We start from the raw sequence: 22,876 nt of genomic DNA, 5'->3' as shown, positions 1-22,876 counted from the left end.
TCGACCGGCAGGCTCGCTTCGATGAGGAGGCTATGCGGCGGCACGTGGAGCGGCTGCTGGCCGGGGGCGTGCACGGGCTGCTGGCGCTTGGGACTACCGGGGAGGTGATGCACCTCACCGCGGCGGAGCGGCGGCAGGTCGTCCGGGCCGTCGTCGACCAGACACGCGGTCGCGTCCCGGTGCTGGTAGGTTGCGCCGGGACCGGGACGGAGGAGGTCATCGGCTACGCCCGCGAGGCCCAGGAGCTGGGAGCCTCAGGTGCGCTGGTGATCGTTCCGTACTACTGGATCCTTTCCGACGCCGCGGTGCAGATGCACTACCGCGCCGTGGCCCGGGCGGTGGACCTGCCGGTGCTCATCTACAACTTTCCGGCGGTGAGCGGGCGCAACCTGCCCCCGGCCTTGATCGCCCGACTGGCAGAGGAGCTGCCCAACCTGACCGGCATCAAGGAGACGCTGGACAGCATCGGGCACCTGGCCCAGGTGCTGGCTCTGGTCCGCCCGCAGCGTCCAGACTTCAGCGTGCTGTGCGGATTTGAGTATCACCTGCTGAACACGCTGCTGCTGGGCGGCGACGGAGCCATCCCCGGCCTGGCCAACGTGGTGCCGCAGGTCTCGGTGGCGGTCTATGAGGCCTGGCGGCGCGGCGACCTGGCGGAGGCCGCCGACCTGATGCGGCAACGTCTCCACCTCCCCGCCCTCTACGACCTGGGCGCTCCCTTCTTCGTCGTGGTGAAGGAGGCGATGACGCTGGCCGGCCTGATCGAGCACCCTACCGTGCGCCCCCCGGCTGTCTCCCTCACCGACGAGGCCCGCGCCCGGCTGGCGGAGCTGCTGCACCGAATGGGATTGCTGCAGGCCGGCCCCAGCGGGTGAGCCTGCCTGGGTCCGGATCGCCTGCCCTGCCCCGTGGGCTAGGCCCGTGGGCGTGCAGGTCCAAGTCGACGCGTGGCATAGTGCAGGAGTCCCAGCACGTTGTTGCGCGCCGGCATTACCGCCTCGAAGCCCCTCGCCGGTGCCTGCGCCCCCACCTCCGCCATCTCCGTGGCCACGATAGCGCCGAAGCGGGCGGCCACCTCCGCCTCATCCCACCCCTGGGCAGCGATCTCGGCGGCGAAGCGTTCACGGGCGTCCAGCCGGTCCTGAAGCTGAGTGAGAAGCTCCTCCGCCCCCTGGTGCGGGCCGAAGTGGGTGAGCAGGAGGCGGCGCGGGCGGGCCGCCCGCATGCGGGAGATGCTGCCCCGCCAGGCGGCGAAGTCCAGGTCGGGCGGGGGCACCGGGGGGGCGACGTAGCGCGATCCGGGCATGACCATCCCCGCGGCGTCGCCGGTGAACAGGTCTCCCGAGGTCTCGTCCAGGTAGGCAAGGTGGTGGGTGGCGTGTCCCGGGGTTTCCAGGAGGCGCAGCCGCCGCCTCCCCAACTCCAGCATCGTGCCGTCCTGCACCGCGTGCACCCGCTCTGCCGGCACCGGGACGATGTGGCCGAAGAGGGTCTCCAGCGCTTCCCCGTAGAGGCGGCGGGCGCTGGCCACCAGGCGGGTCGGGTCGGCCAGGTGCGGCGCCCCGATGGGGTGGACGTAGACGTGCAGATGGGGGATCCGCCCCGCCAGGCTGCCGGCCGCCCCGGCGTGGTCCAGGTGGATGTGCGTGACGGCCGCCGCCTGCAGAGCCTCGGGATGCAGGCCCGCCGCGCGCACGCCTTCCAGCACCTCGTCCACGGTGGAGGCGGGGCCGGTCTCAATAAGCGCCGGCCGGTCGCCGAGCAGCAGGTAGGCGGCGATGGAGTTGGGGGACCCCAGGTACTCCGTGTCGATCAGGACCAGGTCGTCCGCCAGCCACTGAATACGCGCCATCGGTCACCCTCCCGTTTCGCGACTACGATAGCACAGGAATGTGTGCTGGAGTGGGCGCAGAAGAGATGCGACAGGAGGCACCCGAAAGGAGGGGAACGATGGCCACGGTCAACCTGGTTGAGTACGACGCGGCGAGTCCCGCGGTGCGTCAAATCTACGACGACATCATGAGGACACGGCAGACCGACTGGGTGAACAACTTCTGGAAGGCGCTGGCCGTGCAGCCGGAGCTGCTGGCGCGGACCTGGGAGAGCGTAAAGGCGGTGATGGCTCCCGGAGCGCTGGACCCACTGACCAAGGAGATGGTCTACATCGCCGTGAGCGTGGTCAACGGATGCCAGTACTGCATCAACAGCCACACCGCCGCCGCCCGGAGGAAGGGCCTGACCGACGAGATGCTGGCGGAGCTGCTGGCCGTGATCGCCACGGCCAACCAGACCAATGCGCTGGCCAACGGTTTCCAGGTGGAAGTGGACGAGCCCTTTCGCCACGGAGGTGGTCAGCCCTGACCGCCCTGTGCACATCACCCCACTCTTGATCCGACGCCGCGGTGGCATGGTGCTGGTGTTGTCTTGCGTCTTGACAGGGCCCACCGCCGCCTTCTACACTGCGCCTAAGCGGTGAGGAAGCGGGAGTATCTCCGCTCAGGTCCCAAGCGAGCCGGGCGGGTGCAAGCCGGCGGCGGAGGCGGAGGGAACATGGCTTCCGAGCAGGCGGGGCGAAGGCGCGGGACGAGAGCGCGTCAGTAGCGCCGTCCGGGTGCTCCCGATAGCGGGCCAGGGTATCTCCGCCGAATTGGCCGGACGTACCCGCTGAGGCGCCGCGCCGCGAGGCCGGCGCAGATCCAGGTGGTAGCGCGGGAGATCCTCTCGCCCTTCGGGCGAGGGGTTTTTCTTTGGTGTTGGCTGTTCCTGGGTGGGACCAGAGGAGAATCGATGGCGTTCGCGCACCTGAGCGGTATCTTTTCTCGGTCGGAGGAGTTGATTGCGGCCACGCGGGCGTTTGAGCGAGGCCGGGTGGACAGGTCCGCGCTGGAGCGCCTGTTCGCAGACCAGGCGCAGCGCCTGGTGGCGCTGCAGGTGGAGCACGGCCTGCACTACGTCACCGACGGTCAGCTCCGCTGGCAGGACCTGCTGCGGCCGCTGGCGGATGAGCTGCCCGGGGTGCACGCCGGGCCGGTGACCCGCTGGTTCGACAACAACGCTTTCTACCGCCGCCCTGTGATCGAGGCCCCGCTGCGGCCCGTGGGGGGAGCCGTCCTGCGCTGGACCGCGGTGGAGGCCCTGGCGGGGCGGCCCTGGAAGGCCATCCTCCCGTCGCCCTGGACCTTTGCCCTGTTGGCCGAGGACCGGGTCTACGGGGACGAGCAGGCCCTGCTGGGCGACGTCGCGGAGGTGCTGCGGGCAGAGGCGGTCAGCCTGGTGGAGGCCGGCTGCCAGTATATCCAGTTCTCAGACCCGGTGCTGGTGGCCCGACCGCGGGAGGACGCCCTGCCGCTGGCACAGCAGGCGCTGGCCCGCGTGGTCGACGGCCTGCCCGTGCGCACTGCCCTTTACACCTTCTTTGGCGACGCTGCACCGCTGCTGCCCGGGCTGCTGCACTTCCCGGTGCAGGAGGTCGGCTTCGACCTCTTCGCCACGGAGGTTGACCGCCTGGTGGGCGACGCGCGGGACAAGGTCGTGCTACTGGGAGCCCTGGACGGCCGCAACTCCCTGCTGGAGGAACCGCAGCAGACCGCGGCGACCGTGCGCCGGGTGGCCGAGCGGCTGCGCGCCGCGCAGGTGGCGGTGGTGCCCAGCTGTGACCTGGAGTTTCTGCCGTACGAGGTGGCCGTGGCCAAGGTCCGGCGGCTGGCGGAGGTCACACGGTTGGTGGGGTGAGGGCGATGCCACAACTCTTTCCGACGCAGGAGATCGGCAGTCTGGCCAAACCCGCCTGGCTGGTCAAGGGCATCCGCGGCGTGCGCCCGTCGCCGGAAGATCTGGCCGAGCTGGAGACCTGGGCCGCTCGCCTGCAGATCGAGGGAACAGACGAGCTGCGCCGCCTCCTCACCGCAGGCGGGGAGCGCAGCCAGGGGGCCAGAGAGGCGATCCGCGACTGGGGGGCGCTGTTTGCCATCCGCTTCCTGGAGGCGGCCGGCCTGGACGTGGTCTACGACGGCGAGGCGCGGCGCGTGGAGATGTACGAGTATCCGGTGCGCCGTATCGACGGCTTCCAGTTCTACGGGCATGTCCGCTCCTTCGACAACCGCTACTACCGCAAGGCGGCGGTGGTGGACCGCGTGCAGCTGCGCGAGCCGTTTCACCTGGACGAGCTGCGTTTCGTCAAGCAGCATGCCCGGCGCCCGGTGAAGGTGCCGGTCACGGGGCCATACACCCTGGCGGACTGGTCGTTCAACGAGTACTACCTGCGTACGGTGGGCGACATCCCCGACCTGCGGCGGCGCAACTACGAAGCCAAGCGACGGTTCACCATGGACCTGGCCACCCGGGCCCTGCGCCCCACGCTGCTAGCGCTGGTGGCAGCGGGAGCGGACTGGATCCAGATCGACGAGCCGGCCGCGGCCACCCACCAGGACGAGGTGCCCATCCTGGTGGAGGCGTTCAACGCGGCCACGGAGGGGGTGGGCGCCAGGATCAGCATCCACATTTGCTACAGCAACTACCGGGCGCTGTACCCGCACATCCTGGAGTTGCGCGCACAGATGCTCACCTTGGAGTTCAAGAACACCGGCGACTACAACATCGTCAGCCTCTTCCAGGAGTTCGGCGACCGGCGGCAGATCGGCCTGGGCGTCATCGACGTCCACTCCGACGTCATCGAGACACCCCAGGAGGTGCAGGAGAAGATCCTGCAGGCGGCGACGGTGCTGGGGCCGGAGCGCATCTGGGTGAACCCGGACTGCGGGCTGCGCACACGCTCCTGGGATGTGGCCTTCGCCAAGCTGCAGAACATGGTGACCGGCGCCCGCCTGGCGCGGGAGGCGCTGGGGGCGTAGGAGGGAACCGTGCGCACTTACTACATCACCACGCCCATCTACTACGTCAACGACGTGCCGCACATCGGACACGCCTATACCACCATCGCTGCGGATGTGGCCGCGCGCTTCAAACGCCTGGCCGGCTACGACGTCTTCTTCCTCACTGGCACCGACGAGCACGGGATCAAGAACCTGCGGGTGGCCGAGGAGCACGGGGTCTCGCCGCAGGAATGGGTGGACCGCATCGCCGGGGAGTTCCGCCGCCTCTGGGCGTTCCTGCAGATCTCCAACGACGACTTCATCCGGACCACAGAGCCGCGGCACAAGAGGGTGGCGGCGGCCATCTTCCAGCAGCTCTACCAGCAGGGCGATATCTACCTGGGGACCTATCAGGGGTGGTACTGCACCGCCTGCGAGACGTTCTATACCCAGGGGGAGCTGGGGCCCGAGCACACCTGCCCCGTCCACACCGGTCGGCCGGTGGAGTGGCTGGCGGAGGAGTCGTACCTCTTCCGCCTCTCCCGCTACGGCCCCTGGCTGCTCGACTACCTGGAGCACCATCCAACGGCCGTGGCTCCCGAGGGGCCGCGCAACGAGGTCCTGGCCTTCGTCCGCGCCGGGCTGAAGGACATCGCCGTGAGCCGCTCCACCTTCACCTGGGGCGTGCCCGTGCCCTTCGACCCGCGGCACGTCATCTACGTCTGGATCGACGCTCTGACCAACTACATCTCCGCCCTCGGCTATGGGGAGGATGCTGAGAAGTTTCACCGCTACTGGCCCGCCGACGTGCACCTGGTGGGCCGGGAAATCGTGCGCTTCCACGCGGTGATCTGGCCCATCCTCCTGCACGCGGCGGGGATCACCGTCCCGCGGCAGACCTTCGCCCACGGCTGGCTGACCTTCGGCGGGCAACGCTTCAGCAAGTCCCTGGGAATCGTCATCGACCCGCGGGCGCTCAGCGAGGAGCTGGCCCGCGCATCCGGCGCGGAGGTGGGCGTGGCGGTGGATGCCCTGCGCTACTTCCTGCTGCGGGAGATCCCCTTCGGGCAGGACGGCGACTTCAACAAGCCCGCCCTGGTGCATCGCTTCAACGCCGACCTGGCCAACGACTACGGCAACCTCCTGCACCGCACCCTGGCGCTGGTGCAGCGCCACTTCCAGGGGCAGGTCCCCGAGCCCGGTGCGGAACAGGGCGGAGATGCGTCACTGCGGGAGACGGTGGCGACGGCGGCGGGTGCAGTGGAAGGGCACATCGACCGCCTGGACTTCCGTGGGGGGCTGGAGGCGATCTGGCAGATCCTGGGGACGGCCAACAAGTACCTGGACGAGGAGGCGCCGTGGCGCCACCTGCGGGAGGGGCGAACACGGCGTGCCGGGACCATCCTCTACAATACCCTGGAGGCGGTGCGCATCGCCTCGGTCCTGCTTTCCCCCTGGCTGGTCACGGCCAGCGCCAGGGCGTGGGAGCAGCTGGGGGTACCCCGCCCGCTGGCGGAGCAGCGGTTGCCGCAGTCCGTCCGCTGGGGTGGCCTGCCCCCGGGAGCGCGCATTCGCCCGGGCGCACCCATTTTCCCTCGGATCGAACGGCCCGCGGTGGTGCGGTAAGGAAGGCCGGGGGATGGGCCCGGGGAGACGGAGGAGACTGCAGCGTGGACTACATCAGCATCGACGAGTTCAGGCGGCTGGACATCCGGGTGGCTGAGGTGCTCTCGGCTACCCGCGTTCCCAACACGGACAAGCTCATCGAGCTGGAGGTGGACATCGGCGGCGAGGTGCGCCGCCTGATCACCGGGCTCTACCCCCTCTACCGGCCGGTGGACCTGGTCGGCCGGCGTATCATCGTCCTGGCCAACCTGCAGCCGCGGCGGGTAAGAGGTGTGGAATCGCAGGGAATGCTCCTAGCCGCGGAGTGGGACGGTGAGATCGGCCTGCTCACTGTGGACCGGGAGGCGCCCTCGGGCGCGCGGATCACCTGAGGTACCGTCGACACCGGGCTGCACATAGCACACTCAGGCCTGCGATCCCCATTGGTCACCCCTCCTGATGGTAGGATAGGAGACGACCGTGGAGCTGGTGGACACGCACGCCCACCTGGACGATGAATCCTTCGCCGACGACCTGCCCGCCGTATTGAGCCGGGCCGCCGCCGCCGGCGTGACCGCGGTGGTGGCCATCGGCACCGACCTGACCTCCTGCGCGCAGGTCGTGGTGCTGGCCGAGCAGTATCCGCAGGTTTGGGCGGTGGTGGGGATCCACCCGCACGAGGCCGGAGCCGTCTCACCGGAGGCGGTCGACGGGCTGGTACCGTGGACCGAACATCCTCGGGTGGTGGCCCTGGGGGAAACCGGCCTGGATTACTACCGGGACTTCGCCCCCCGTCCCGCCCAGGCCGCGCTCTTCCGCGCACACCTGCAGCTGGCCGGCCGCAGCGGGCTGCCCGTGGTCATCCACTGCCGGGACGCCTACGCGGACGTCCTGGCTCTGCTGGAGGAGTTCCCGGGGGTGACCTGCGTCTTCCATGCCTTCTCCGGCTCGCCGCAGGTGGCGCGGGAGTGCGTGCGGCGGGGCCACTACCTCTCGTTCGCCGGACCGCTGACCTTCCCCGGAGCCCGCCGGCCGTTGGAGGTGGCGCGGGATGCGCCCATGGACCGGATCCTTCTGGAAACCGACGCTCCCTACCTCTCCCCCCACCCCTTCCGCGGCCGGCGCAATGAGCCGGCGCGCGTCCGGGTGGTGGCGGAGCGCCTGGCTGACCTGCGGGGGATTGCCCTGGCGGAGGTGGCGGCAGCCACTACGGCCAATGCGGCGCGGGCCTTCCGCCTGAGCCGGGTGGAGGCGCTGATGTGAGCCGGGCGGAGGCGGGCCCCACGCCGGGTGGAGGCGCGGGCCTGAGCCGGGTGGCGGCAGCTCAGGCTGCGGCGCTGCTGGTGGTGCTGTTCCTGGCGGAGGTGGCCGGTGGCGCCGCAGCTCCTCCCAGCGCGGAGGAGATCCGCCTGGGGCGTCAGCTGGCCGCACAGCTTGAAGCCCGCCACCCGCCGGTCAAGGATGCCGTCCTTAACGAGCGCCTGCTGCGGATCGCTGCGGACCTGGTGCCCGTCTCGGACCGCGAAGGCGTAAGCTATGTCTTCAAGGTGCTGGAGGCGGATGTGCCCAACGCAGTCTCCCTGCCCGGGGGGATTATCTACATGACCAGGCCGATGTTTGCTTTCGTCCGCAGCGACCACGAGCTGGCGGCCATCGTGGCGCATGAAATCGCGCACGTGGCCCACGGCCACGGTATGGAGATGCTGCGGCGGCGCAACCGCGCCGCGCTGCTGACCATCCTGGTCGCCGCGCTGACGCGGGACCCGCAGGTGGCGCAGGGGGTCAACCTGGCCAGCATCAGCGTCCTGGCGCACTACAGCCGGGACCTGGAGCGCGACGCTGACCTGACCGCCATCACCTACCTGCAGCAGACGGCATACGCACCCGTGGGGCTCCTCACCCTGATGGAGCGCTTCGCCCGGGAGGAGCAGTACCGGGCGGGCCTCGATCCCGGCGCCTGGGCCGACCACCCCAGGACGGCGGAACGAGTGGCCTACATCGAGGCTGAGCTGCGACGGCGGGGCATTCCCCTGGTGCGGCGCATCGCGGCCAACTACCTGCAGCTATTGGTGCGCGAGGTCAGGGACCGGGGCGCCGCCGGGGGAGAGCTGCTGGTGAACGACTCGGTGGTGCTGCGGCTGCCGGACCTGGCACGGGTACGCGAGGCGGCCGCGCGCCTGGACCGGTTGTTCAACGCGGAGCTGCGTTCCTTCGAGGTCGGCGTGAGCTCCCATGGGGGGACCTGGTCGGTGGTGGCCCGGGGTACCACCATCCTCACTCTGACGGCGCGCGACGCCCAGTGGAACGGGACGACGGTGCGCGATCTGGCCCTGGCCATCCACGCGAAGCTGCGGGCGGCCATGGAAGAGGACCTGCGCCGCCGCAAGCTCGGCGGGTGAGGCGGCACGTCGACGTCGCCCTGCGCCCGGGGCTCGCTCCTGTGCAGGGGGTGGCCCTGGTGGTGGACGTGCTGCGCGCCAGCACCTCGCTGGTGACCCTGGTGGAGAGGGGGTGTGCGGCGATCCACCTGGCCTTCTCCGTCGCGGCAGCCCGCCGTGCCGCGGCGAGGGATCCGCGGCCCCTGCTTGTGGGCGAGGAAGGCGGCCTGCCCCCGCCCGACTTCGACTACGGGAACTCCCCGGTGGAGCTGGCCGCGGCGCCGCTGGGTGGACGGGAGGTCATCTTCGCCACGACCAACGGCGCCCCGGCACTGCACGCCGCAGCGACCGCCGATGCGGTCCTGGTGGCCTGCCTGCGCAATGCCAGGGCAGCGGCGCACGCGGCCTGGGAGGCCTCCCGGGAGGCCGGCATCGTCGTGCTCTGTGCCGGCCGGGCGGAGAACCCCGGCGGCTTCGGCATCGACGACCTCTACACCGCAGGCGTGCTGGTGCAGCGGCTCTCCGACCTCGGCGACCTGCAGCTCACCGACGGAGCGCAGGCCGCGCGCCTGCTGGCCGCCGCCGAGCCTGACCCGCTGCGCCTGCTGCGCCGCAGCGCGGCGGGGCAGAGCCTGCTGCGACTTGGGCTGGAGCAGGATGTGATCTACGCCGCCGCCGTGGACCGTTCCGCCGTGGTACCCTGCCTGGGCCGGGATCTGCTCCTCCTGCCGGCGCTCTGATTCTCAGGGCCCAGGGGTTCACGGCGGAGGCTTCGTCGAGGCGGGCCTACCAGTCGCCTTCGCGGACGTAGGGATAGCTCCACAGCGCCACCTGCATCACCAGGGATTTGAACCAGGCCTGGTGCATCTTCTCCACCTCATCGGCGCTGTGCCCCTTCTTTGCCAGGAAGGGCTTGATGGTCGCCGTGATCGGATAGATGAAGGCGACCAGGTATCGGTGGGCGATGTTGGGCACCGACTGCACCCTGTCGGTCTGGTTCTTCTTGCTCCGGTGGTGGCGCAGACCGATCTCGTGCTGGTAATTCAACCAGTCCTGATCGTAGGGGCGGTTGCAGGTGTCCAGGATCCACTGGCCGAACCGCCTGCGTACTGCGCTCAGGTAGGTCGGGTCAGGCTTTCCGTCGGGTCCGGCGAAGTAGTAGACAAGGTGGGGGTGCGATCCGACAAACCCGTACCACAGGTCCAGGATCTCCTCCACCTGGTCGGACAGCACTTGTCCCGCCATGCGCAGGTATGTCTCATCCTCCCTGCTAAAGAGCACGCTTTGCTTGAGGAGGTCCAGATCCTCAAGCCCTACCGGGGACCGTTTCACCGTTCCGTAAGTGTATCCTGGAATGGCGGCGTCCTTCATCGCTTCATCCCTCCTTTGAGTAGTCTTGCCTTCCCCGTCACGGCCTCAGGCTTGGGCTCAGCACGGTGATGGAACTCTGGGCCGGGCTCTGCAGTCGCGAACCGTTTCCACGCCTCGTTGCGCTGCCGGGCGTCTGCTGGCTGGTGGTCGGGGCAGTCCAGCCGCAGGTGCCGGTCGCCGAAGGGGGCGTCGACGAAGGCACAGTGGTGCGGGCGGTCGGAGTCCCGGTGCACGTTCGGCTGGAAGAAGCGGCAGGTAACACACATCCGGGCGACCGGGATCTGCCCTCGTTCTTGCAGCATGCGGATCATCTTGGTGAGCCCGCGGAGGAAGACGGCCTGTTCAGGCGGGGTGAGGGCACCGGCCGCCTGCAGCAGGAAGTCGGGCCACCCGGCTACACAGTCGGCCGCCTTCCGCCCGGCCGCCGTGAGTCTCACCGCCACAGCACGCCCGTCCGCTGCGTCCCGCTTCTTGTCCACCAGACCCTTCCGCACCAGCGTATCCACCGCCTCGCTGGCGGTTGCGGCGGCGACCGCGAGCCGGTAGGCCACCTCCGCAAGGCGCAGCTCGCGGTCCGAGGCTACCAGGAGTGTGAGAATCTGCGCCTGCGTTGGCGACAGCCCCCTACGGGCGGCCTGGCGCCAAGCCTGGTGCTTGAGAGCGAGTCCCACCTTCATCAACCCAGTGGTCACGCGCCCCGCCGGGGGATCGGTACGAGTGTTGAAGGGTTGCCGTGCCATGACTTCGGGATTTAGTTAGGAGTCCTAAGTAATCTACAGCGAGAATGCTCCCTTGTCAACCGGTCACGGGTCGGGCAGAAGTGGCGGGCTGGACGGCGAGCGGGCGAGCCTGCCATCATGATTCAGTGACCTGACGTCGGAGGAGGGCCCGAGGGAATGCGAGAGATGCTGCAGGTCTCGCCTCTACTGGGGTACGAGCCTGAAGTCGGGCGCTGGCTGTGGGCGATGCAGGAGGTTCGCCGCAGGACTGTCGGATTGGTGCAAGGGCTGGACCTGCAGCAGAACTTTCCTTCCCGTGTCGCGGCGTGGTTTCCATTTGAAATGGCTGATGCCACAGGCCGGTTGACTCGGGTCCTGTCTGTTCCGCTGGCCGAACACCTCTCCCGCCTGGAGCGCAGTCGAGCCATCTTTCTTGAGGTCTTCCGCGGACTCTCCCTCGCGGAGTGGAGGCGCCCGCGCAGCCCCGCCAACGTTGACTACGCAGTGACGCCGGAGTGGGTGGTCTTTCACCTCTTGGAGCACGAGGCCGGGCATGCTTTCCAGATCAGCACGATGAAATCGCGCGCCGCGCGGTCCTTCGGGGGATAACCGAGCCCAGGGCAGACCCAGCGGTTGACAACTTGCCGGCCCGCACACCATAATAAGCTGTCTTACCGACCGGTCGGTCAGAAGTGCGCTTGTACCGGAGCCGCAGGACGGCCATCTTATGCCGCGTTCCCTCCTCTCTCCCTCTGCCCGTCCGGCCATTCTGGCCGCGGCGCGTCGCCTCTTTGCGCAGCGGGGATTCGCCGGGACCTCCATGCGGGAGATCGCCCTGGCGGCGGGGGTCTCCAAAGCGGCCATCTACCATCATTTCCGGGACAAGCGCCACCTTTACCGGGAGCTGCTGGATGCAGGGATCGCCGCCCTGACGGCCGCCATGCGGCGCATCCCCCGGGAAGGACCGGCCAGAGTGCGGCTGGCACGCATCCTTCTGCTCCACCTGGAGTTCGCCCGGGAGCACGTCGACCTGCTGCGCATGCTGGTGCGGGAGCAGTGGCGGGCGGGGGAGCGACGGCCGGTCAGTGCCGCCATTGCCCGGCACCGCCGGGAGGAGATGGCCCTCTTCGCCGCCGTGCTGCAGCAGGGGATCGCCGGCGGGGAGTTCAAGCCGGTGGACCCGGTCCTTTCCGCGCAGGCGCTGTGCGTGGTGACCGACATCCTCAGCGCCGGCTACGTGCTGGCATCGCCGCCGGTGACGGCTGCGGAGGTGGCGCGAAACGTCATGGATGTGCTGTTAAACGGCCTGGCAGCTACGCCGCTGCTGCCCGACGAGCTCGCCGGGCTCTTTTCAGCAAGGGCAACCTTTTCAGCAAAGGAGAGGCTGTCGTGAAGCGTCGCTGGTTCTGGATCGTTCTGGTGCTGGGGATGCTGCTCGCTGGCGGAATCGCCGCCGGGCGGGTGCGCGCGCCCAGGGCGGCGCCGGTGGCGCCGGCGGAAGAGGAAGCCATCCCGGTGGAAGTCGCCCCGGTGCAAGGGGCCACCCTGGAGCGGACCGTGGAGGTAAGCGGGAGCCTGACCTCCGCGCGCATGGCCGAGATTCTCCCCCGCCGCTCCGGGGTCGTGGCCCGCGTCCTGGTCACCGAAGGCGCGCGGGTGCGTGCCGGGCAGCCGCTGGTGGTCCTGGACGCCACGGAGGCTGCGCTCCGGGTGCGACAGGCGGAGGCCGCGGTGGCAGCGGCCCAGGCCCGGGTGGCGCTCCTGGAGGCGGGTGCCCGCCCGCAGGAGCGGGCCCAGGCGGCCTGGGCGGTCCGCCAGGCCGAGAGCGCGCTGGAGGCGGCGCAGACGAGCCTGGAACACGCCCGGGTGGCGGCCGCCACCGCGGAGGTTACCCTGCAGCGCCTGGAGGCACTCCTGCGGGACGGTGCCGTCTCCCAGGCGCAGGTGGATCAGGCCCGGCTGGACCATAACCGCGCCCGCGCTCAGGTGCAGGCTGCGCAGGCCCAGGTGCTTTCGGCGCAGGCGCAGCTCCACAGCGCCCAGCAGCAGCAGAGCCTGGTGGAGGCAGGCCCTCGACCTGAGGAGGTGCAGGCGGCGCGGGCGCAGGTGGCCCAGGCCAGGGCGGTGATGGCGGAAGCCCGGCAGGCGCTGGCGGAGATGACCATCCGCGCGCCCTTCGCCGGGCGGGTGGCGCAGGTCAGGGTTTCACCGGGGGACTTTGCCGCCGCCGGGGAGTTCCGCGGCCAGCCGGTGGCTGTCATCTACGATGACAGGGCGCTGGAGGCGGAGGTCACCATCGGTGAACGGGAGGCTGTCCTGATCAGGGCCGGCCAGCAGAGCATCCTGCGGCCGGAGGTTGCTGCGGGCCGCGAGGTTCAGGCGGTGGTGAAGACGGTCACACCACTGGCGGAGCCCGGCAGCCGGGCGGTGGCGGTGCGGCTGCGGCTGGTGGGGGAAGTGCCGGCTGGGCTCCTCCCGGGGACCTTCGTCCGCGGGCGCGTGGTGGTGGAACGGCGGGTGGGGGTACTCACCGTACCCCGCGCCGCCGTCCGCAGCGACGGCCGCACCGAGGTCTGGGTGGTGCGGAACGGCGTCGTGGACCCCCGGCCGGTCACCGTGGGTCTGGCCGCGGCGGGCCGGGTGGAGGTCACCGATGGGCTGCGCGCAGGAGAGCTGGTGGTCGTCCTGGGACCGGATCGGCTCGTTCCCGGCGCGAAGGTGAAGGTCGTGCAGTACAGGAGCCGCTGATGTCGCTTTCCGGTCTGGCCGTCCGCCGTCCGGTCCTGGTCCTGGTGCTGGTCGCCGCCCTGCTGGTCCTGGGCGGGATCGCCTACAGCCGGCTGCCGGTGGAGCTGATGCCCAACGTGCAGTTCCCCTTTGTTACCGTGACCGTGGCCTACCCCGGCGCGGGTCCCGAAGAGGTGGAGACCCTGATCACCAAGCCCCTGGAGGAGCAGCTGAGCTCACTGGAAAGGGTGCGCACGCTGCGCTCCATCTCGCAGGAGGGCCTGGCGGTGGTGGCCATCGAGTTTGCCCTGGAGACCAACATCGACACGGCCGTGGCCGACGTGCGGCAGCGGGCAGACCTGGTGCGAGGCCGCTTCCCCCGCGACGCGGAAGACCCGGTGGTGCAGCGATTTAACTTCAGCGCCCTCCCGGTGATGCTCCTGGGCGTGAGCGGTCCGGACCCCCTGGTCCTGCGCCGGCTGGCGGAGGAGGTGATCAAGCCTACCCTGGAGCGGGTGCCGGGAGTGGCCGCGGTGACGGTCTCCGGCGGGCTGCAGCGGCAGATCCGCATCGAGGTCTCGCAGGACCGCCTGCGGGCCGAAGGGCTGACCGTAGCCCACCTGGAGGACGCTTTGCGCCAGGCCAACCTGAACGTCCCCTCCGGCCGGATCCGGGAAGGGGACGAGGAGTTCCTGGTGCGCGTGGTGGGACAGTTCGCCACGACGGAGGAGATCGAGGGGTTGCCCCTGCGCCGATCTGACGGCTCCACTGTCCCGCTGCGGGCCGTGGCCGACGTGCGGGATACCAGCAGGGAGCCGGAGCAGTTCACCCGCCTGAACGGCAGAGACAGCGTGGGTGTCTCCATCCAGAAGCAGTCCGGGGCCAACACGGTGGCAGTGGCCGAAGGGGTCCGCCGGGCGGTGGCCGCGCTGCAGCCCCAGCTGCCCGCCGGCGTGCGCATCGCCGTCGCCCGCGACGACTCCCTCTTCATCAAGGACTCTGTGGCAGACGTGCAGGGGAACCTGATCCTGGGCTCGGTGCTGGCCATGCTGGTGGTCTTCCTCTTCCTGCACAACCTGCGCAGCACGGTGATCATCGGTCTGGCCCTGCCGGCGGCCATTGTGGCCACCTACGTGCCCATGTACTTCTTCGGCTTCTCCATCAACGTGCTTTCGCTACTGGCCCTGGCCATCGCCATTGGTCTGCTCATCGACAACGCCATCGTGGTCAACGAGAACATCACCCGCCATCTGGAGATGGGTCAGACGCCGGAGGAGGCGGCCCGCCGCGGCGCCCGGGAGGTGGAGCTGGCGGTCATGGCCAGTAACCTGGCCAACGTCGCCGTTTTCATCCCCATCGCCTTCACCCGCGGCCTGGTGGGACAGTTCTTCCGGCAGTTCGGGCTGACCGTGGTCTTCGCCAACCTCTTCAGCATCCTCATCGGCTTCACCCTGACCCCGATGCTCTCCGCGCGCTGGCTGCGGCGCAGCCGCCCGGGAGAGGGACGCTTCTCCCGGGCCGTGGCCGCCTGGGACCACTTCTTCGAGCGGTTGAGCCTGCGCTACAGCGGCTGGCTGGCCTGGGGCCTGGGCCACCGCGGACTGGTCCTGGCGGTGGCCGCCGTGCTGTTCGTGGGCAGCCTGGGCCTGGTGGCCTCGCCGCTCATTGGCAAGGAGTTCTTCCCGGCCGGGGACTTCGGCCAGTTCCAGATTACCGTGACCATGCCGCCGGGAAGCTCGCTGCGCCAGACCGACCGGGCGACGCGGCGCATCGAGGCGCTCCTCTCCGCCATGCCTGAGGTGGAGAACCACTTCGCCCTGGTGGGCGGTGTGGAGGGGGTCTTCGCCTTCAGCAGCGTGGGCAGCCAGCAGGCGCAGCTCTTCGTCAACCTGGTGGACCGCAGCCAGCGGCGCTCTGTGGACGAGATCATGGCGGAGGTACGGCAGCGCACCAGGGAGATCCCGGGGGCCACCATTAAGGTAGGGACGCAGGGCATTACCGGCGGCGAGGCTCCGGTGCAGGTGGAGATCCGTGGGCCCGATGCCCGGGTGTTGCAGCGGCTGGCCCGACAGGTGGAGCAGATCGTCAGCGAAACCCCGGGGACCACCAACGTGGACACCAACCTGGCCGCGGGTAAGCGGGAGGTCCAGGTCCTGCTGGACAGGGAGCGGCTGGCCCGGCTGGGCCTGAGCGTCGCCCAGGTGGGCCTCCAGGTGCGCTCGGCCATCGCCGGGGTGGAGGCCACCCGTTACCGGTCCGGCGGCGATGAGGTGGACATCGTCGTGCGGTCGCAGGAGGAGGATCGCAACGCGGTGGATGCGCTGGCTAACCTGCACATCGGTACGGTGGGCGGGGCGCCCATCCGTCTGGGTGATGTGGCCACGCTGGAGGCCCGGCGTGCCCCGGCGGCCATCGAGCGCAAGGACCGGCAACGGCTGGCGCTGGTCAGCGCCTCGCTGCAGGGACGCCCCCTCTCCGCCGTGGTCGGGGACATCCAGGCCCGGCTGGGCCAGGTGGCCCTGCCGCCCGGCTACACCGCCACCTTTGGGGGCGAGGCCCAGCTCCAGACGGAGACCTTCGGCGACATGCTCTTCGCCCTGGCCCTGGGCTCGTTGTTCGTCTTCATGACCATCGCGGTGCAGTTCGACTCCCTGGCCATCCCCGCCATCATCATGGCCAGCGTGCCGCTGGCCTCCGTGGGCACCTTCCTCATGCTGCTGGTCACCCGTACCACTGTCAGCCTCATGTCGCTGCTGGGGATCATCATGCTGGCAGGCATCGTGGTGAACAACGCCATCCTGCTGGTGGAGTTCATCGTGCAGCGGCGCAGGGAGGGCGTCCCCCGACAGCAGGCCATCGCCGAGGCTGCTCGCACCCGGCTGCGGCCCATTCTGATGACGGCGCTGGTCTCCATCATGGGCGGGCTGCCGGTGGCCCTGGGCCTGGGCAGCAGCGGGGCTGAGTGGCGGCGGCCCCTGGGGATAGCCGTCCTGGGGGGGATGACCACCTCCACCTTCCTCACCCTGCTGGTCATCCCGGTGGTCTACACCCTCCTGGACGACCTCCTCTCCCGCCGCCGGGCGGAGGTGCTCCAGCCTGCGGGAGTCCCCCGTCCCGCGCCGGTGGCCGGGGCGAGCAACGGCCCCGACGCCGCGGATCGGGGCGACGCGCTATAATGGTGCCAGTGCGCCCGTAGCTCAGCGGATAGAGCGTCGGCCTCCGGAGCCGAAGGTCGTGGGTTCAAGTCCCTCCGGGCGCGCCAAATAGGCAGGTAATCTTGCTAGCGGTAGTATCCCTCTGCGATTGGCAAGCTGTTCCTGGCCGAACGTCCCGATGCGGAGATCCGCGCGCTCATGGAGCGGGTAGGGATGCCCCGGCCGACACCCCATACGATCACCGGCGTCGGCGCGTACCTCCAGGAAATCGCGCAGGGCGTAGCGTTCGCCCGCCAGGAGGCGCTAGTCGGCGTGTCGTCCATGGCCGTACTGGTGCGGCGCAACGATGGGCAGATCGTGGCCGGGCTCGTCGTGCTGCCGCCAGCACAGTTCGCAGCCGACGAGGCGTTTGCCAGACTACTCCCACCGCTCCGTGAGATAGGAGGATCCGCTACAGGTCCGCCGGTTGTCATCGGGGCCCGCCAGGGACAGCTCGGTGGCCAGGCAATGCCGCTGGGCATGCCTTCCATGCTACTCAAGACAGCGGGGAGGAGGAAGCACCTCGGCGGGGGGTTGGAGCATGAGGTAGCCGTGCGGGTGCAGGCCGCGGTGCTCCTGGGCGAAGGCCCTCGGGGGCGCAGACTTCCCCGCCCGCCTGCAGGAATTTCGCCCTCGCCGCGGAAACGCCAGACAGGCAGCAGGTACACCAGTCCGAGCAGAGGAGGACGTGAATGGCGAAGCCCATGACGAAGGCCAAGATCGCCGACTACCTGGCAGGCAAGCTGGACGTCTCCAAGAAGCAGGCCAACATGTTCCTGGACGAGCTGGCCCGGCTGGCCTACCGCGAAGCCAAGAACTCCTTCACCATCCCCGGGATCGGCAAGCTGGTCCTGGTCAACCGCAAGGCGCGGATGGGGCGCAACCCCCGCACCGGTGAGCCCATCCGCATCCCCGCCCGTCGCGTGGTCCGCTTCCGCGTGGCCAAGGCGGCCAAGGACGCCATCCTGGGCGGCCGGTAGTAGGTGGGTCCGCGGTGGGCAAGCGAGTAAGCGGCCAGTACGCGGGGTAAGGGGCAGCGAAGCAAATCTGCGGCAGGGCGCTTCCTGAAGCGCCCTGCCCGTCCGTATGGCCCCGGCGGCTGGAGGGCGCCGGGCTTCCCAGCTGGCAGCACGTCCCGGAAATCTCGCATGGCACCTCCGGGGCCAGAAATTTGCGTGCGAATTTCTGGGGCAGGCTAGCTGTGACCTGCGACCGCGGCCTCCGCCGGGGCGGCAGCCGGCCCCATCTCCTTCCGCCGATGCAGCACCCGGTGCAGCGCCGCCACGCAGCGGGGGTCGAAGAGCCGGCCGGCCTCCTGGCGGAGGTAGGCCAGCACGGCAGCCTCAGACCAGGCTTCGCGGTACGACCGGCCGGACGTCATGGCGTCGTAGACGTCGGCGACGGCCAGGATGCGGGCTTCCAGGGGAATGCGCTCGCCGCGCAGCCCCTCCGGGTAGCCGGAGCCGTCCAGGCGCTCGTGGTGCCAGCGGATGGCTCCCAGCGTCGGGCGCAGGGAAGTGATGCGGCCGACTATGTCCTCTGAGAGGAAGGGGTGGGTTCTGACCAGCCGGTACTCCTCGGGGCTGAGGCGGCCGGGTTTACTCAGGATGGCGTCGGGGATCCCGATCTTTCCCACATCGTGCAACAGGCCCGCCTGGTAGAGGACACGCAGCGCCTCGGGGGGAAGGCCCATGGCCTCACCGATCTGCGTGGCAATCCGCGCCACCTTCTGGGAGTGCCCCTTGGTGTAGGGGTCGCGGGTCTCCACGGCGGCGACCAGAGCGGTGAGGACCTCACTGTAGCTGCGCTCCAGGGCCTGGACCGAGCCGTCGAGCATCAGGCTGGTGAGCGTCGCCGTCACCCCGCCCTGCTGCCGGTACCCGGTGAGGAGCCCGTAGAGGATCGTGCCGAATCCCAGCAGCACCAGTATGTGATACTCCCACCAGCTGATCCGCCAGGTGGAGGCGAAGAAGAACGAGAGCTGGCTCTCCGTCAGCATGATCACACCGGCCACCACCGTGGCCTGCTGCGGCGTCCGGGTCAGGCGGTAGTTACCGGCGTAGCGCCAGGCGGTCAGCAGGTAGAGCCCGGCGGAGATGCCGAGGATGGACATGGAGATCCAGGGGAAGGCGGTCGATGCCCTCGCCGGAGCGCCGCTGTGGGGCATGAATCTGGTGGTCGTCGGCATGGCGACGTAGCCTGGCACCGGCACCTTCTGCGCCCGCGCGGCCGTGTATGCGGAAAGGGAGGTAGGGTGGTTGGCCAGCAGTCCCGGGCGCGTTACCGCCAGCGCCAGGAACCCGGCCCACGCCAGCAGAAGCCCCAGCAGAATCTGCCGCCGCCTGCGGAACCAGCGCGACTGTCGCCCCGGCCTCGGCCGCTCGCTGGACAGCGCCAGGAACGTCGCCCCCAGCAGTAGGCCCAGCGGCGGCGCCCAGCCGATACCCGTGCTGACGTAGTGCACGACCACCCCTGGGGTCAGCAGCCCGTGGATGAAGAAGAACCCAGCCACCGCCAGGAAGGAGAGCCCGAGGAAGAAGGTGCGCGGGTCGCCCAGGCGGTCGGCGGCGCGCAGGATCAGGGCGGCGAGCCAGATGCCACACAGCGCGGTGAGGGTGACGATGGCGAAGTGGAAGCCGGGGACCTGCACCTGCGGGTCGAGGGTCGGATTGCGCAGCAGTAGCACCAAGGCCGCTACCGGTGTGGTCAGCAGGATCAGGCTGACCAGGTCGGAGAGTCGCGCTCCCGCAGGCGAGGAAATCCTCAGCATCACCTGAACAATTCCCTTTACATACTGCCCAGACCGCCGTCGGTATAGACGGAGCAGGGCTACCCGCCGGCGGAGGGTGGCGGGCTGCGTAGCTGAAGGCAGGCGTGGCCGTCAGGGCGTGCGGTCTTGGAGGGCGGTGCCTGCGGCGGGCAGGCGCCGTCAGGGGGTGCCCTCTCCCCCGATGGTGGCGCCCTGCGCGCGCAGCGTGCGCTGGACCTCCGCCAGCAGACCGGGAGACCCGACCACCTCGCGGGGGGTGCACCCGCGCCGAGCGCATACGGCGGCGGTTACCCCGGCGGCCTGGCCCAGGGCCATGGTGGTAGGCACCACCCGCGCCGACCCCGCGGCCTCGGAGGTGGCGGAGAAGGCACGGGAAGCGACCAGCAGGTTGTCCACCTCCACGGGCACCAGGGCCCGCAACGGGATGGTGTAGACGTGGCGCACCGGCGCGTATGGACTGACCCACCCTGGGACGTAGGGGTGAATGTCGATGGGATAGGAAGCCACTGCGATGCGGTCGGGAAAGTCCCGGTTGGCGAAGATGTCTTCCACCTCCAGGGTGTACATCCCCCGGATGTGCCGGGTCTCGCGGATGTAAAGCATGGGCGCATGCCCTCCGAGCTGGGCCTGGGCGAAACCGGGAATCGTCTCCCGGAGGAACGCCACCAGCGGCGGCAGCTCCGTCCGTCCCCTGGCCATGCCCGCTTCCACCGACGCCGGGTCGACGCCGTTCACCCCGAAGATCTGCAGGCTGTTGATCAGCACACTGCCGTCACGCTGCAGCGCCAGATTCAACCCCAGCACCATCGTTTCCGGCTGGGTGGGCCTGTAGCGCTTCATCATCGGCTGGTAGCCCCAGGCTGCCCGCCCGTTGATGCCCCAGGCGGCCGGTTCGGCTCCCGCGCCTTTTCTCCGCAGCAGATCGGCTGCCAGCTCCTGCCACTGCACGCCGGTGACGCGGAAGATCAGGCCGGCCGCCTGCATCCAGGGGACACCTCCCGGCCCGGGGCGCCCCAGCACGTAGGAGACGCCGGCGGCTGCGGCCAGGTCGGCGTCGTCGGTGGCGTCGATGACCTGCCGCGCGCGGACCGTCAGCGGGCGCTGCCAGTCCCGGTCGTCGAACTCCGCGCCGACCAGGCGTCTCTGCTCGCTCAGCACCCGCACCAGCGGCGCGTTGGTCGTGGAGCCCACCAGCCGCTCGCGGTAGATGTGCCAGGTGAGCTTGTTCACGGCTTCCTCCAGGTCGAAGCTCAACCCCAGCGCCCGGTAGTACTCCCAGAAGATGCCCCGGGTCAGGTGGGCGCCGTCGGGGGTGAGGTTCATGTCCCAGGTGGTCAGCCAGGCCCAGGTGATCACCCCGCCCATCTTGGGCAGGGCTTCCACCAGGTGCACGCGGGCGCCGGCCCGCGCCGCAGCCGCTGCGGCGGCGATGCCGGCGGGGGTGCTGCCGACGACCAGGACGTCCACGGCGATAGTGCGGGGAGGGGCGGCCGGCAGCGGCCGGGCGCTAAAGACCAGGGCGGCCAGCAGGAAGGGGGGCCAGAGGCGACGCACGTCATACATGCTACCATGGGCATGCGCAGATGAGCCCGAACGACCTCCACGGTGCGGGGGTGCTGGTGTGGGTGCCTGCGGCGGGGAACCTGGTGCTGGCGGCGTGGGCCGGGATCAGCGGGCTGCGGGCCCGGCGCAGCCTGTCGCCTATCTTCTGGGCCATCCTCCTGCTATTGCTTGCCATCCTGGCGGTGCAGGCGGGAACGGGCCTGCTCCTTGTCCTTGGGGGCGTCCCGCCCCGCCGGGGCCTGCACCTGCTCTACGCGGGGCTGGTGGCGACGGCAGCGGTGACGCAGTACGGGCTGCGCCCGGGTGGGTTCCTTCGCCGACGCCTGGCGCCGCAGGCCTTCAACGAGTCCCGGGTACTGGCCCTGCTCTGCCTGACGCAGGCCGCGCTGATCATGCGGACCTGGATGACCGGGCTGGGGAGTCCATAGCGGTCTGGCCGAATACAGCGGGATAGGGGGGAGGCGGAGATGACCTGCCGAGAGCGTCTGGAGCAGCTCTTCCGCGACCAGGGCGTGAAGTATACCGTGACCACGCATCCCGAGGTCTACACAGCGCAGGAGGTGGCCGCGGTCGAGCACGTCAGCGGCTACGCCATGGCCAAAACGGTGGCGGTCTTCGCCGACGGGAAGCTCTTGCTGGTGGTGTTGCCCGCGCCCCACCGTGTGGCCCTGGACAAGGTGCAGCGGGCGCTGGGAGCCAGGGAGGTGCGGTTGGCCCGGGAGGAGGAGTTCGGTCGGATCTTCACCGACTGCGAGGTGGGGGCGATGCCTCCCTTCGGGTCGCTCTACGGCGTCCCGGTGCACGTGGACCGGACGCTGACCAGGGATCCGGAGATCGTCTTCCGCGCCGGCACGCACCGTGAGACCATGCGCGTGGCCTACGCCGACTTCGAGCGCCTGGAGAAGCCGCAGGTGGGGGACTACGCCGCCTCACCCTCGGTGCCGGCACCGTGATTCCGCTGGCAAATTGACCCTGGGGAAGAGGCTCCACTACAATGAGTGGAGCCTCTCCTACTAGGAGTCTGCATGCAACTACTCGCCGTGCCCATCGCCGCGGCCCAGGCTCTCCTCGCTCTCTTCCTCCTCGCCCCCCGTGCCTTCCGCCAGAGCTCCTTCTGGGTCCTGGTGGCGCTGGGTTACCTGGCCGCGTACATCGCCCAGTGGGCCGGCCGGTCGGTGTGGGACCCGCTGACCTATGACCTGGGGATCCCCCAGGTGGGCGCGGGTCTGGTGGTCAGCGTGGCTGGTCGGGCGTTGCTGGCGGAGGCCTTCAAGTTCGCGCCCGTGCTGGTGCTGGGGCTGGTGGCGGGGATCTCCACGCGCGACTGGTTCGCCTGGGGCGCGGCAGCCGGCACCGGATTTGGCTTTTTCGTGGCGCATCAACTGGTGGCCTTTGCCCTGGAGGTATCCCGGCTGGCCCTGAGCACCCCGGCGTTGACGCTGCTCGTCGTGGTACTGAAGGTCTTTCCCATCCTGGCCCACGCGGCGACCACTGCGTTCGTTGCCTGGTGCCTCCCCCGGGGATGGCTCTTCTGGGGACTGCTCCTGGCGACCGCCGCGCAGACGGTACTGGCGCTGGCGGAGCGGGGCCAGGCGGCGCTGGGCCCTGCCCTGGGGAACCTCTTCTTCGCCGGACTTGCCGCCCTGGTCTTCGTCGGCGTCAGGGTGCTGCGGGACCGTCATCCCACCCTGGGGCGCCAGCCCGCCGGGTAGGCCGGTGGGGCGCGTCACGGCCACGT

General features: G+C 69.8%; 22 protein-coding genes and 1 tRNA gene. 18 read left to right on the top strand and 5 right to left on the bottom strand.

Translation table 11 applies throughout. The annotated features are described in order from the left end of the window. A partial coding sequence (locus tag QN152_07265) for a dihydrodipicolinate synthase family protein (GenBank protein ID MDR7539317.1) occupies positions 1–875 on the top strand: 875 nt, incomplete at its 5' end. A gap of 38 nt (positions 876–913) precedes the next feature. Here QN152_07265 and QN152_07260 read toward each other — a convergent pair. Beyond that, complete coding sequence (locus tag QN152_07260) at positions 914–1,852, bottom strand: MBL fold metallo-hydrolase (GenBank protein ID MDR7539316.1); 939 nt, start codon at positions 1,850–1,852, stop codon at positions 914–916. Positions 1,853–1,950: 98 nt separating this feature from the next. On the opposite strand from QN152_07260, the gene QN152_07255 reads away from it, so the two are divergent. The 8 genes from QN152_07255 (at position 1,951) to QN152_07220 (ending at position 9,534) form a co-directional block, all read left to right on the top strand. Next, positions 1,951–2,361 carry a carboxymuconolactone decarboxylase family protein gene (locus QN152_07255; protein ID MDR7539315.1) on the top strand — a complete coding sequence of 137 codons (411 nt, stop codon included), beginning with the start codon at positions 1,951–1,953 and terminating at the stop codon, positions 2,359–2,361. 426 nt (positions 2,362–2,787) lie between these two features. Beyond that, positions 2,788–3,732 carry a uroporphyrinogen decarboxylase family protein gene (locus QN152_07250; GenBank protein ID MDR7539314.1) on the top strand — a complete coding sequence of 315 codons (945 nt, stop codon included), beginning with the start codon at positions 2,788–2,790 and terminating at the stop codon, positions 3,730–3,732. Positions 3,733–3,737: 5 nt separating this feature from the next. After that, the gene (locus QN152_07245; GenBank protein ID MDR7539313.1) at positions 3,738–4,850 is read left to right on the top strand and encodes a hypothetical protein; all 1,113 of its coding nucleotides are present in this window, start codon (positions 3,738–3,740) and stop codon (positions 4,848–4,850) included. A 9-nt stretch (positions 4,851–4,859) separates the two neighbouring features. Then, positions 4,860–6,437 carry a methionine--tRNA ligase gene (metG, locus tag QN152_07240; GenBank protein MDR7539312.1) on the top strand — a complete coding sequence of 526 codons (1,578 nt, stop codon included), beginning with the start codon at positions 4,860–4,862 and terminating at the stop codon, positions 6,435–6,437. A gap of 44 nt (positions 6,438–6,481) precedes the next feature. After that, positions 6,482–6,808: a methionine--tRNA ligase subunit beta gene (metG, locus tag QN152_07235; protein MDR7539311.1), complete on the top strand. Its 327-nt coding sequence runs from the start codon at positions 6,482–6,484 to the stop codon at positions 6,806–6,808. Between the two features lie 88 nt (positions 6,809–6,896). Next, positions 6,897–7,679, top strand: coding sequence for a TatD family hydrolase (locus QN152_07230; protein ID MDR7539310.1), 783 nt, complete (start codon positions 6,897–6,899; stop codon positions 7,677–7,679). Beyond that, positions 7,676–8,815 carry a M48 family metalloprotease gene (locus QN152_07225; protein MDR7539309.1) on the top strand — a complete coding sequence of 380 codons (1,140 nt, stop codon included), beginning with the start codon at positions 7,676–7,678 and terminating at the stop codon, positions 8,813–8,815. The genes QN152_07230 and QN152_07225 overlap by 4 nt, the downstream gene beginning before the upstream one ends. Next, positions 8,812–9,534: a 2-phosphosulfolactate phosphatase gene (locus QN152_07220; protein ID MDR7539308.1), complete on the top strand. Its 723-nt coding sequence runs from the start codon at positions 8,812–8,814 to the stop codon at positions 9,532–9,534. Before QN152_07225 ends, QN152_07220 begins: the two co-directional genes overlap by 4 nt. Positions 9,535–9,580: 46 nt before the next feature. Here QN152_07220 and QN152_07215 read toward each other — a convergent pair whose 3' ends face one another. Beyond that, complete coding sequence (locus tag QN152_07215; protein ID MDR7539307.1) at positions 9,581–10,165, bottom strand: protoglobin domain-containing protein; 585 nt, start codon at positions 10,163–10,165, stop codon at positions 9,581–9,583. Then, positions 10,162–10,857, bottom strand: a complete 696-nt coding sequence (locus tag QN152_07210) for a MarR family transcriptional regulator (protein MDR7539306.1) — start codon at positions 10,855–10,857, stop codon at positions 10,162–10,164. Before QN152_07210 ends, QN152_07215 begins: the two co-directional genes overlap by 4 nt. Positions 10,858–11,061: 204 nt before the next feature. Here QN152_07210 and QN152_07205 point away from each other — a divergent pair, with 204 nt between their 5' ends. From QN152_07205 to QN152_07180, 6 genes are all read left to right on the top strand, one after another. Beyond that, positions 11,062–11,493 carry a DinB family protein gene (locus tag QN152_07205; GenBank protein ID MDR7539305.1) on the top strand — a complete coding sequence of 144 codons (432 nt, stop codon included), beginning with the start codon at positions 11,062–11,064 and terminating at the stop codon, positions 11,491–11,493. A 118-nt stretch (positions 11,494–11,611) separates the two neighbouring features. After that, on the top strand, positions 11,612–12,277 hold the full coding sequence (locus QN152_07200; GenBank protein MDR7539304.1) for a TetR/AcrR family transcriptional regulator: 666 nt from the start codon (positions 11,612–11,614) through the stop codon (positions 12,275–12,277). After that, complete coding sequence (locus tag QN152_07195) at positions 12,274–13,632, top strand: efflux RND transporter periplasmic adaptor subunit (GenBank protein MDR7539303.1); 1,359 nt, start codon at positions 12,274–12,276, stop codon at positions 13,630–13,632. Before QN152_07200 ends, QN152_07195 begins: the two co-directional genes overlap by 4 nt. Further along, positions 13,632–16,787 carry an efflux RND transporter permease subunit gene (locus tag QN152_07190; protein MDR7539302.1) on the top strand — a complete coding sequence of 1,052 codons (3,156 nt, stop codon included), beginning with the start codon at positions 13,632–13,634 and terminating at the stop codon, positions 16,785–16,787. Before QN152_07195 ends, QN152_07190 begins: the two co-directional genes overlap by 1 nt. Positions 16,788–16,797: 10 nt before the next feature. Next, positions 16,798–16,873: transfer RNA gene (locus tag QN152_07185), tRNA-Arg, on the top strand. Between the two features lie 624 nt (positions 16,874–17,497). After that, positions 17,498–17,785, top strand: coding sequence for an HU family DNA-binding protein (locus tag QN152_07180; GenBank protein ID MDR7539301.1), 288 nt, complete (start codon positions 17,498–17,500; stop codon positions 17,783–17,785). Positions 17,786–18,000: 215 nt separating this feature from the next. Here the strand turns inward: QN152_07180 and QN152_07175 are convergent, their stop codons facing one another. Together QN152_07175 and QN152_07170 are read right to left on the bottom strand one after the other, a co-directional pair. Beyond that, complete coding sequence (locus QN152_07175) at positions 18,001–19,575, bottom strand: HD-GYP domain-containing protein (protein ID MDR7539300.1); 1,575 nt, start codon at positions 19,573–19,575, stop codon at positions 18,001–18,003. 159 nt (positions 19,576–19,734) lie between these two features. Next, positions 19,735–21,138, bottom strand: coding sequence for an FAD-dependent oxidoreductase (locus QN152_07170; protein ID MDR7539299.1), 1,404 nt, complete (start codon positions 21,136–21,138; stop codon positions 19,735–19,737). A gap of 20 nt (positions 21,139–21,158) precedes the next feature. On the opposite strand from QN152_07170, the gene QN152_07165 reads away from it, so the two are divergent. The 3 genes from QN152_07165 to QN152_07155 all read left to right on the top strand — a co-directional run bounded on the left by QN152_07165 (position 21,159) and on the right by QN152_07155 (position 22,850). Beyond that, the gene (locus QN152_07165; GenBank protein ID MDR7539298.1) at positions 21,159–21,566 is read left to right on the top strand and encodes a hypothetical protein; all 408 of its coding nucleotides are present in this window, start codon (positions 21,159–21,161) and stop codon (positions 21,564–21,566) included. A 39-nt stretch (positions 21,567–21,605) separates the two neighbouring features. After that, the gene (locus tag QN152_07160) at positions 21,606–22,091 is read left to right on the top strand and encodes a YbaK/EbsC family protein (GenBank protein ID MDR7539297.1); all 486 of its coding nucleotides are present in this window, start codon (positions 21,606–21,608) and stop codon (positions 22,089–22,091) included. Between the two features lie 72 nt (positions 22,092–22,163). Continuing rightward, complete coding sequence (locus QN152_07155) at positions 22,164–22,850, top strand: hypothetical protein (GenBank protein ID MDR7539296.1); 687 nt, start codon at positions 22,164–22,166, stop codon at positions 22,848–22,850. Positions 22,851–22,876 lie beyond the last annotated feature (26 nt).

The sequence above is a fragment of the Armatimonadota bacterium genome (genome assembly GCA_031459715.1).
Lineage (GTDB): Bacteria > Sysuimicrobiota > Sysuimicrobiia > Sysuimicrobiales > Humicultoraceae > Humicultor > Humicultor tengchongensis.
Note: the sequence above shows the minus strand (reverse complement) of the source record. Positions and strands in the feature narration are given on the sequence as shown.

What these genes read in the sequence shown, in the direction of transcription:
- QN152_07260 (MDR7539316.1), bottom strand. Translation starts at nt 1,852, where the DNA reads ATGGCGCGTATTCAGTGGCTGGCGGACGACCTGGTCCTGATCGACACG.
- QN152_07255 (MDR7539315.1), top strand. Translation starts at nt 1,951, where the DNA reads ATGGCCACGGTCAACCTGGTTGAGTACGACGCGGCGAGTCCCGCGGTG.
- QN152_07250 (MDR7539314.1), top strand. Translation starts at nt 2,788, where the DNA reads ATGGCGTTCGCGCACCTGAGCGGTATCTTTTCTCGGTCGGAGGAGTTG.
- QN152_07245 (MDR7539313.1), top strand. Translation starts at nt 3,738, where the DNA reads ATGCCACAACTCTTTCCGACGCAGGAGATCGGCAGTCTGGCCAAACCC.
- QN152_07215 (MDR7539307.1), bottom strand. Translation starts at nt 10,165, where the DNA reads ATGAAGGACGCCGCCATTCCAGGATACACTTACGGAACGGTGAAACGG.
- QN152_07205 (MDR7539305.1), top strand. Translation starts at nt 11,062, where the DNA reads ATGCGAGAGATGCTGCAGGTCTCGCCTCTACTGGGGTACGAGCCTGAA.
- QN152_07200 (MDR7539304.1), top strand. Translation starts at nt 11,612, where the DNA reads ATGCCGCGTTCCCTCCTCTCTCCCTCTGCCCGTCCGGCCATTCTGGCC.
- QN152_07190 (MDR7539302.1), top strand. Translation starts at nt 13,632, where the DNA reads ATGTCGCTTTCCGGTCTGGCCGTCCGCCGTCCGGTCCTGGTCCTGGTG.
- QN152_07180 (MDR7539301.1), top strand. Translation starts at nt 17,498, where the DNA reads ATGGCGAAGCCCATGACGAAGGCCAAGATCGCCGACTACCTGGCAGGC.
- QN152_07175 (MDR7539300.1), bottom strand. Translation starts at nt 19,575, where the DNA reads ATGCTGAGGATTTCCTCGCCTGCGGGAGCGCGACTCTCCGACCTGGTC.
- QN152_07170 (MDR7539299.1), bottom strand. Translation starts at nt 21,138, where the DNA reads ATGTATGACGTGCGTCGCCTCTGGCCCCCCTTCCTGCTGGCCGCCCTG.
- QN152_07165 (MDR7539298.1), top strand. Translation starts at nt 21,159, where the DNA reads ATGAGCCCGAACGACCTCCACGGTGCGGGGGTGCTGGTGTGGGTGCCT.
- QN152_07160 (MDR7539297.1), top strand. Translation starts at nt 21,606, where the DNA reads ATGACCTGCCGAGAGCGTCTGGAGCAGCTCTTCCGCGACCAGGGCGTG.
- QN152_07155 (MDR7539296.1), top strand. Translation starts at nt 22,164, where the DNA reads ATGCAACTACTCGCCGTGCCCATCGCCGCGGCCCAGGCTCTCCTCGCT.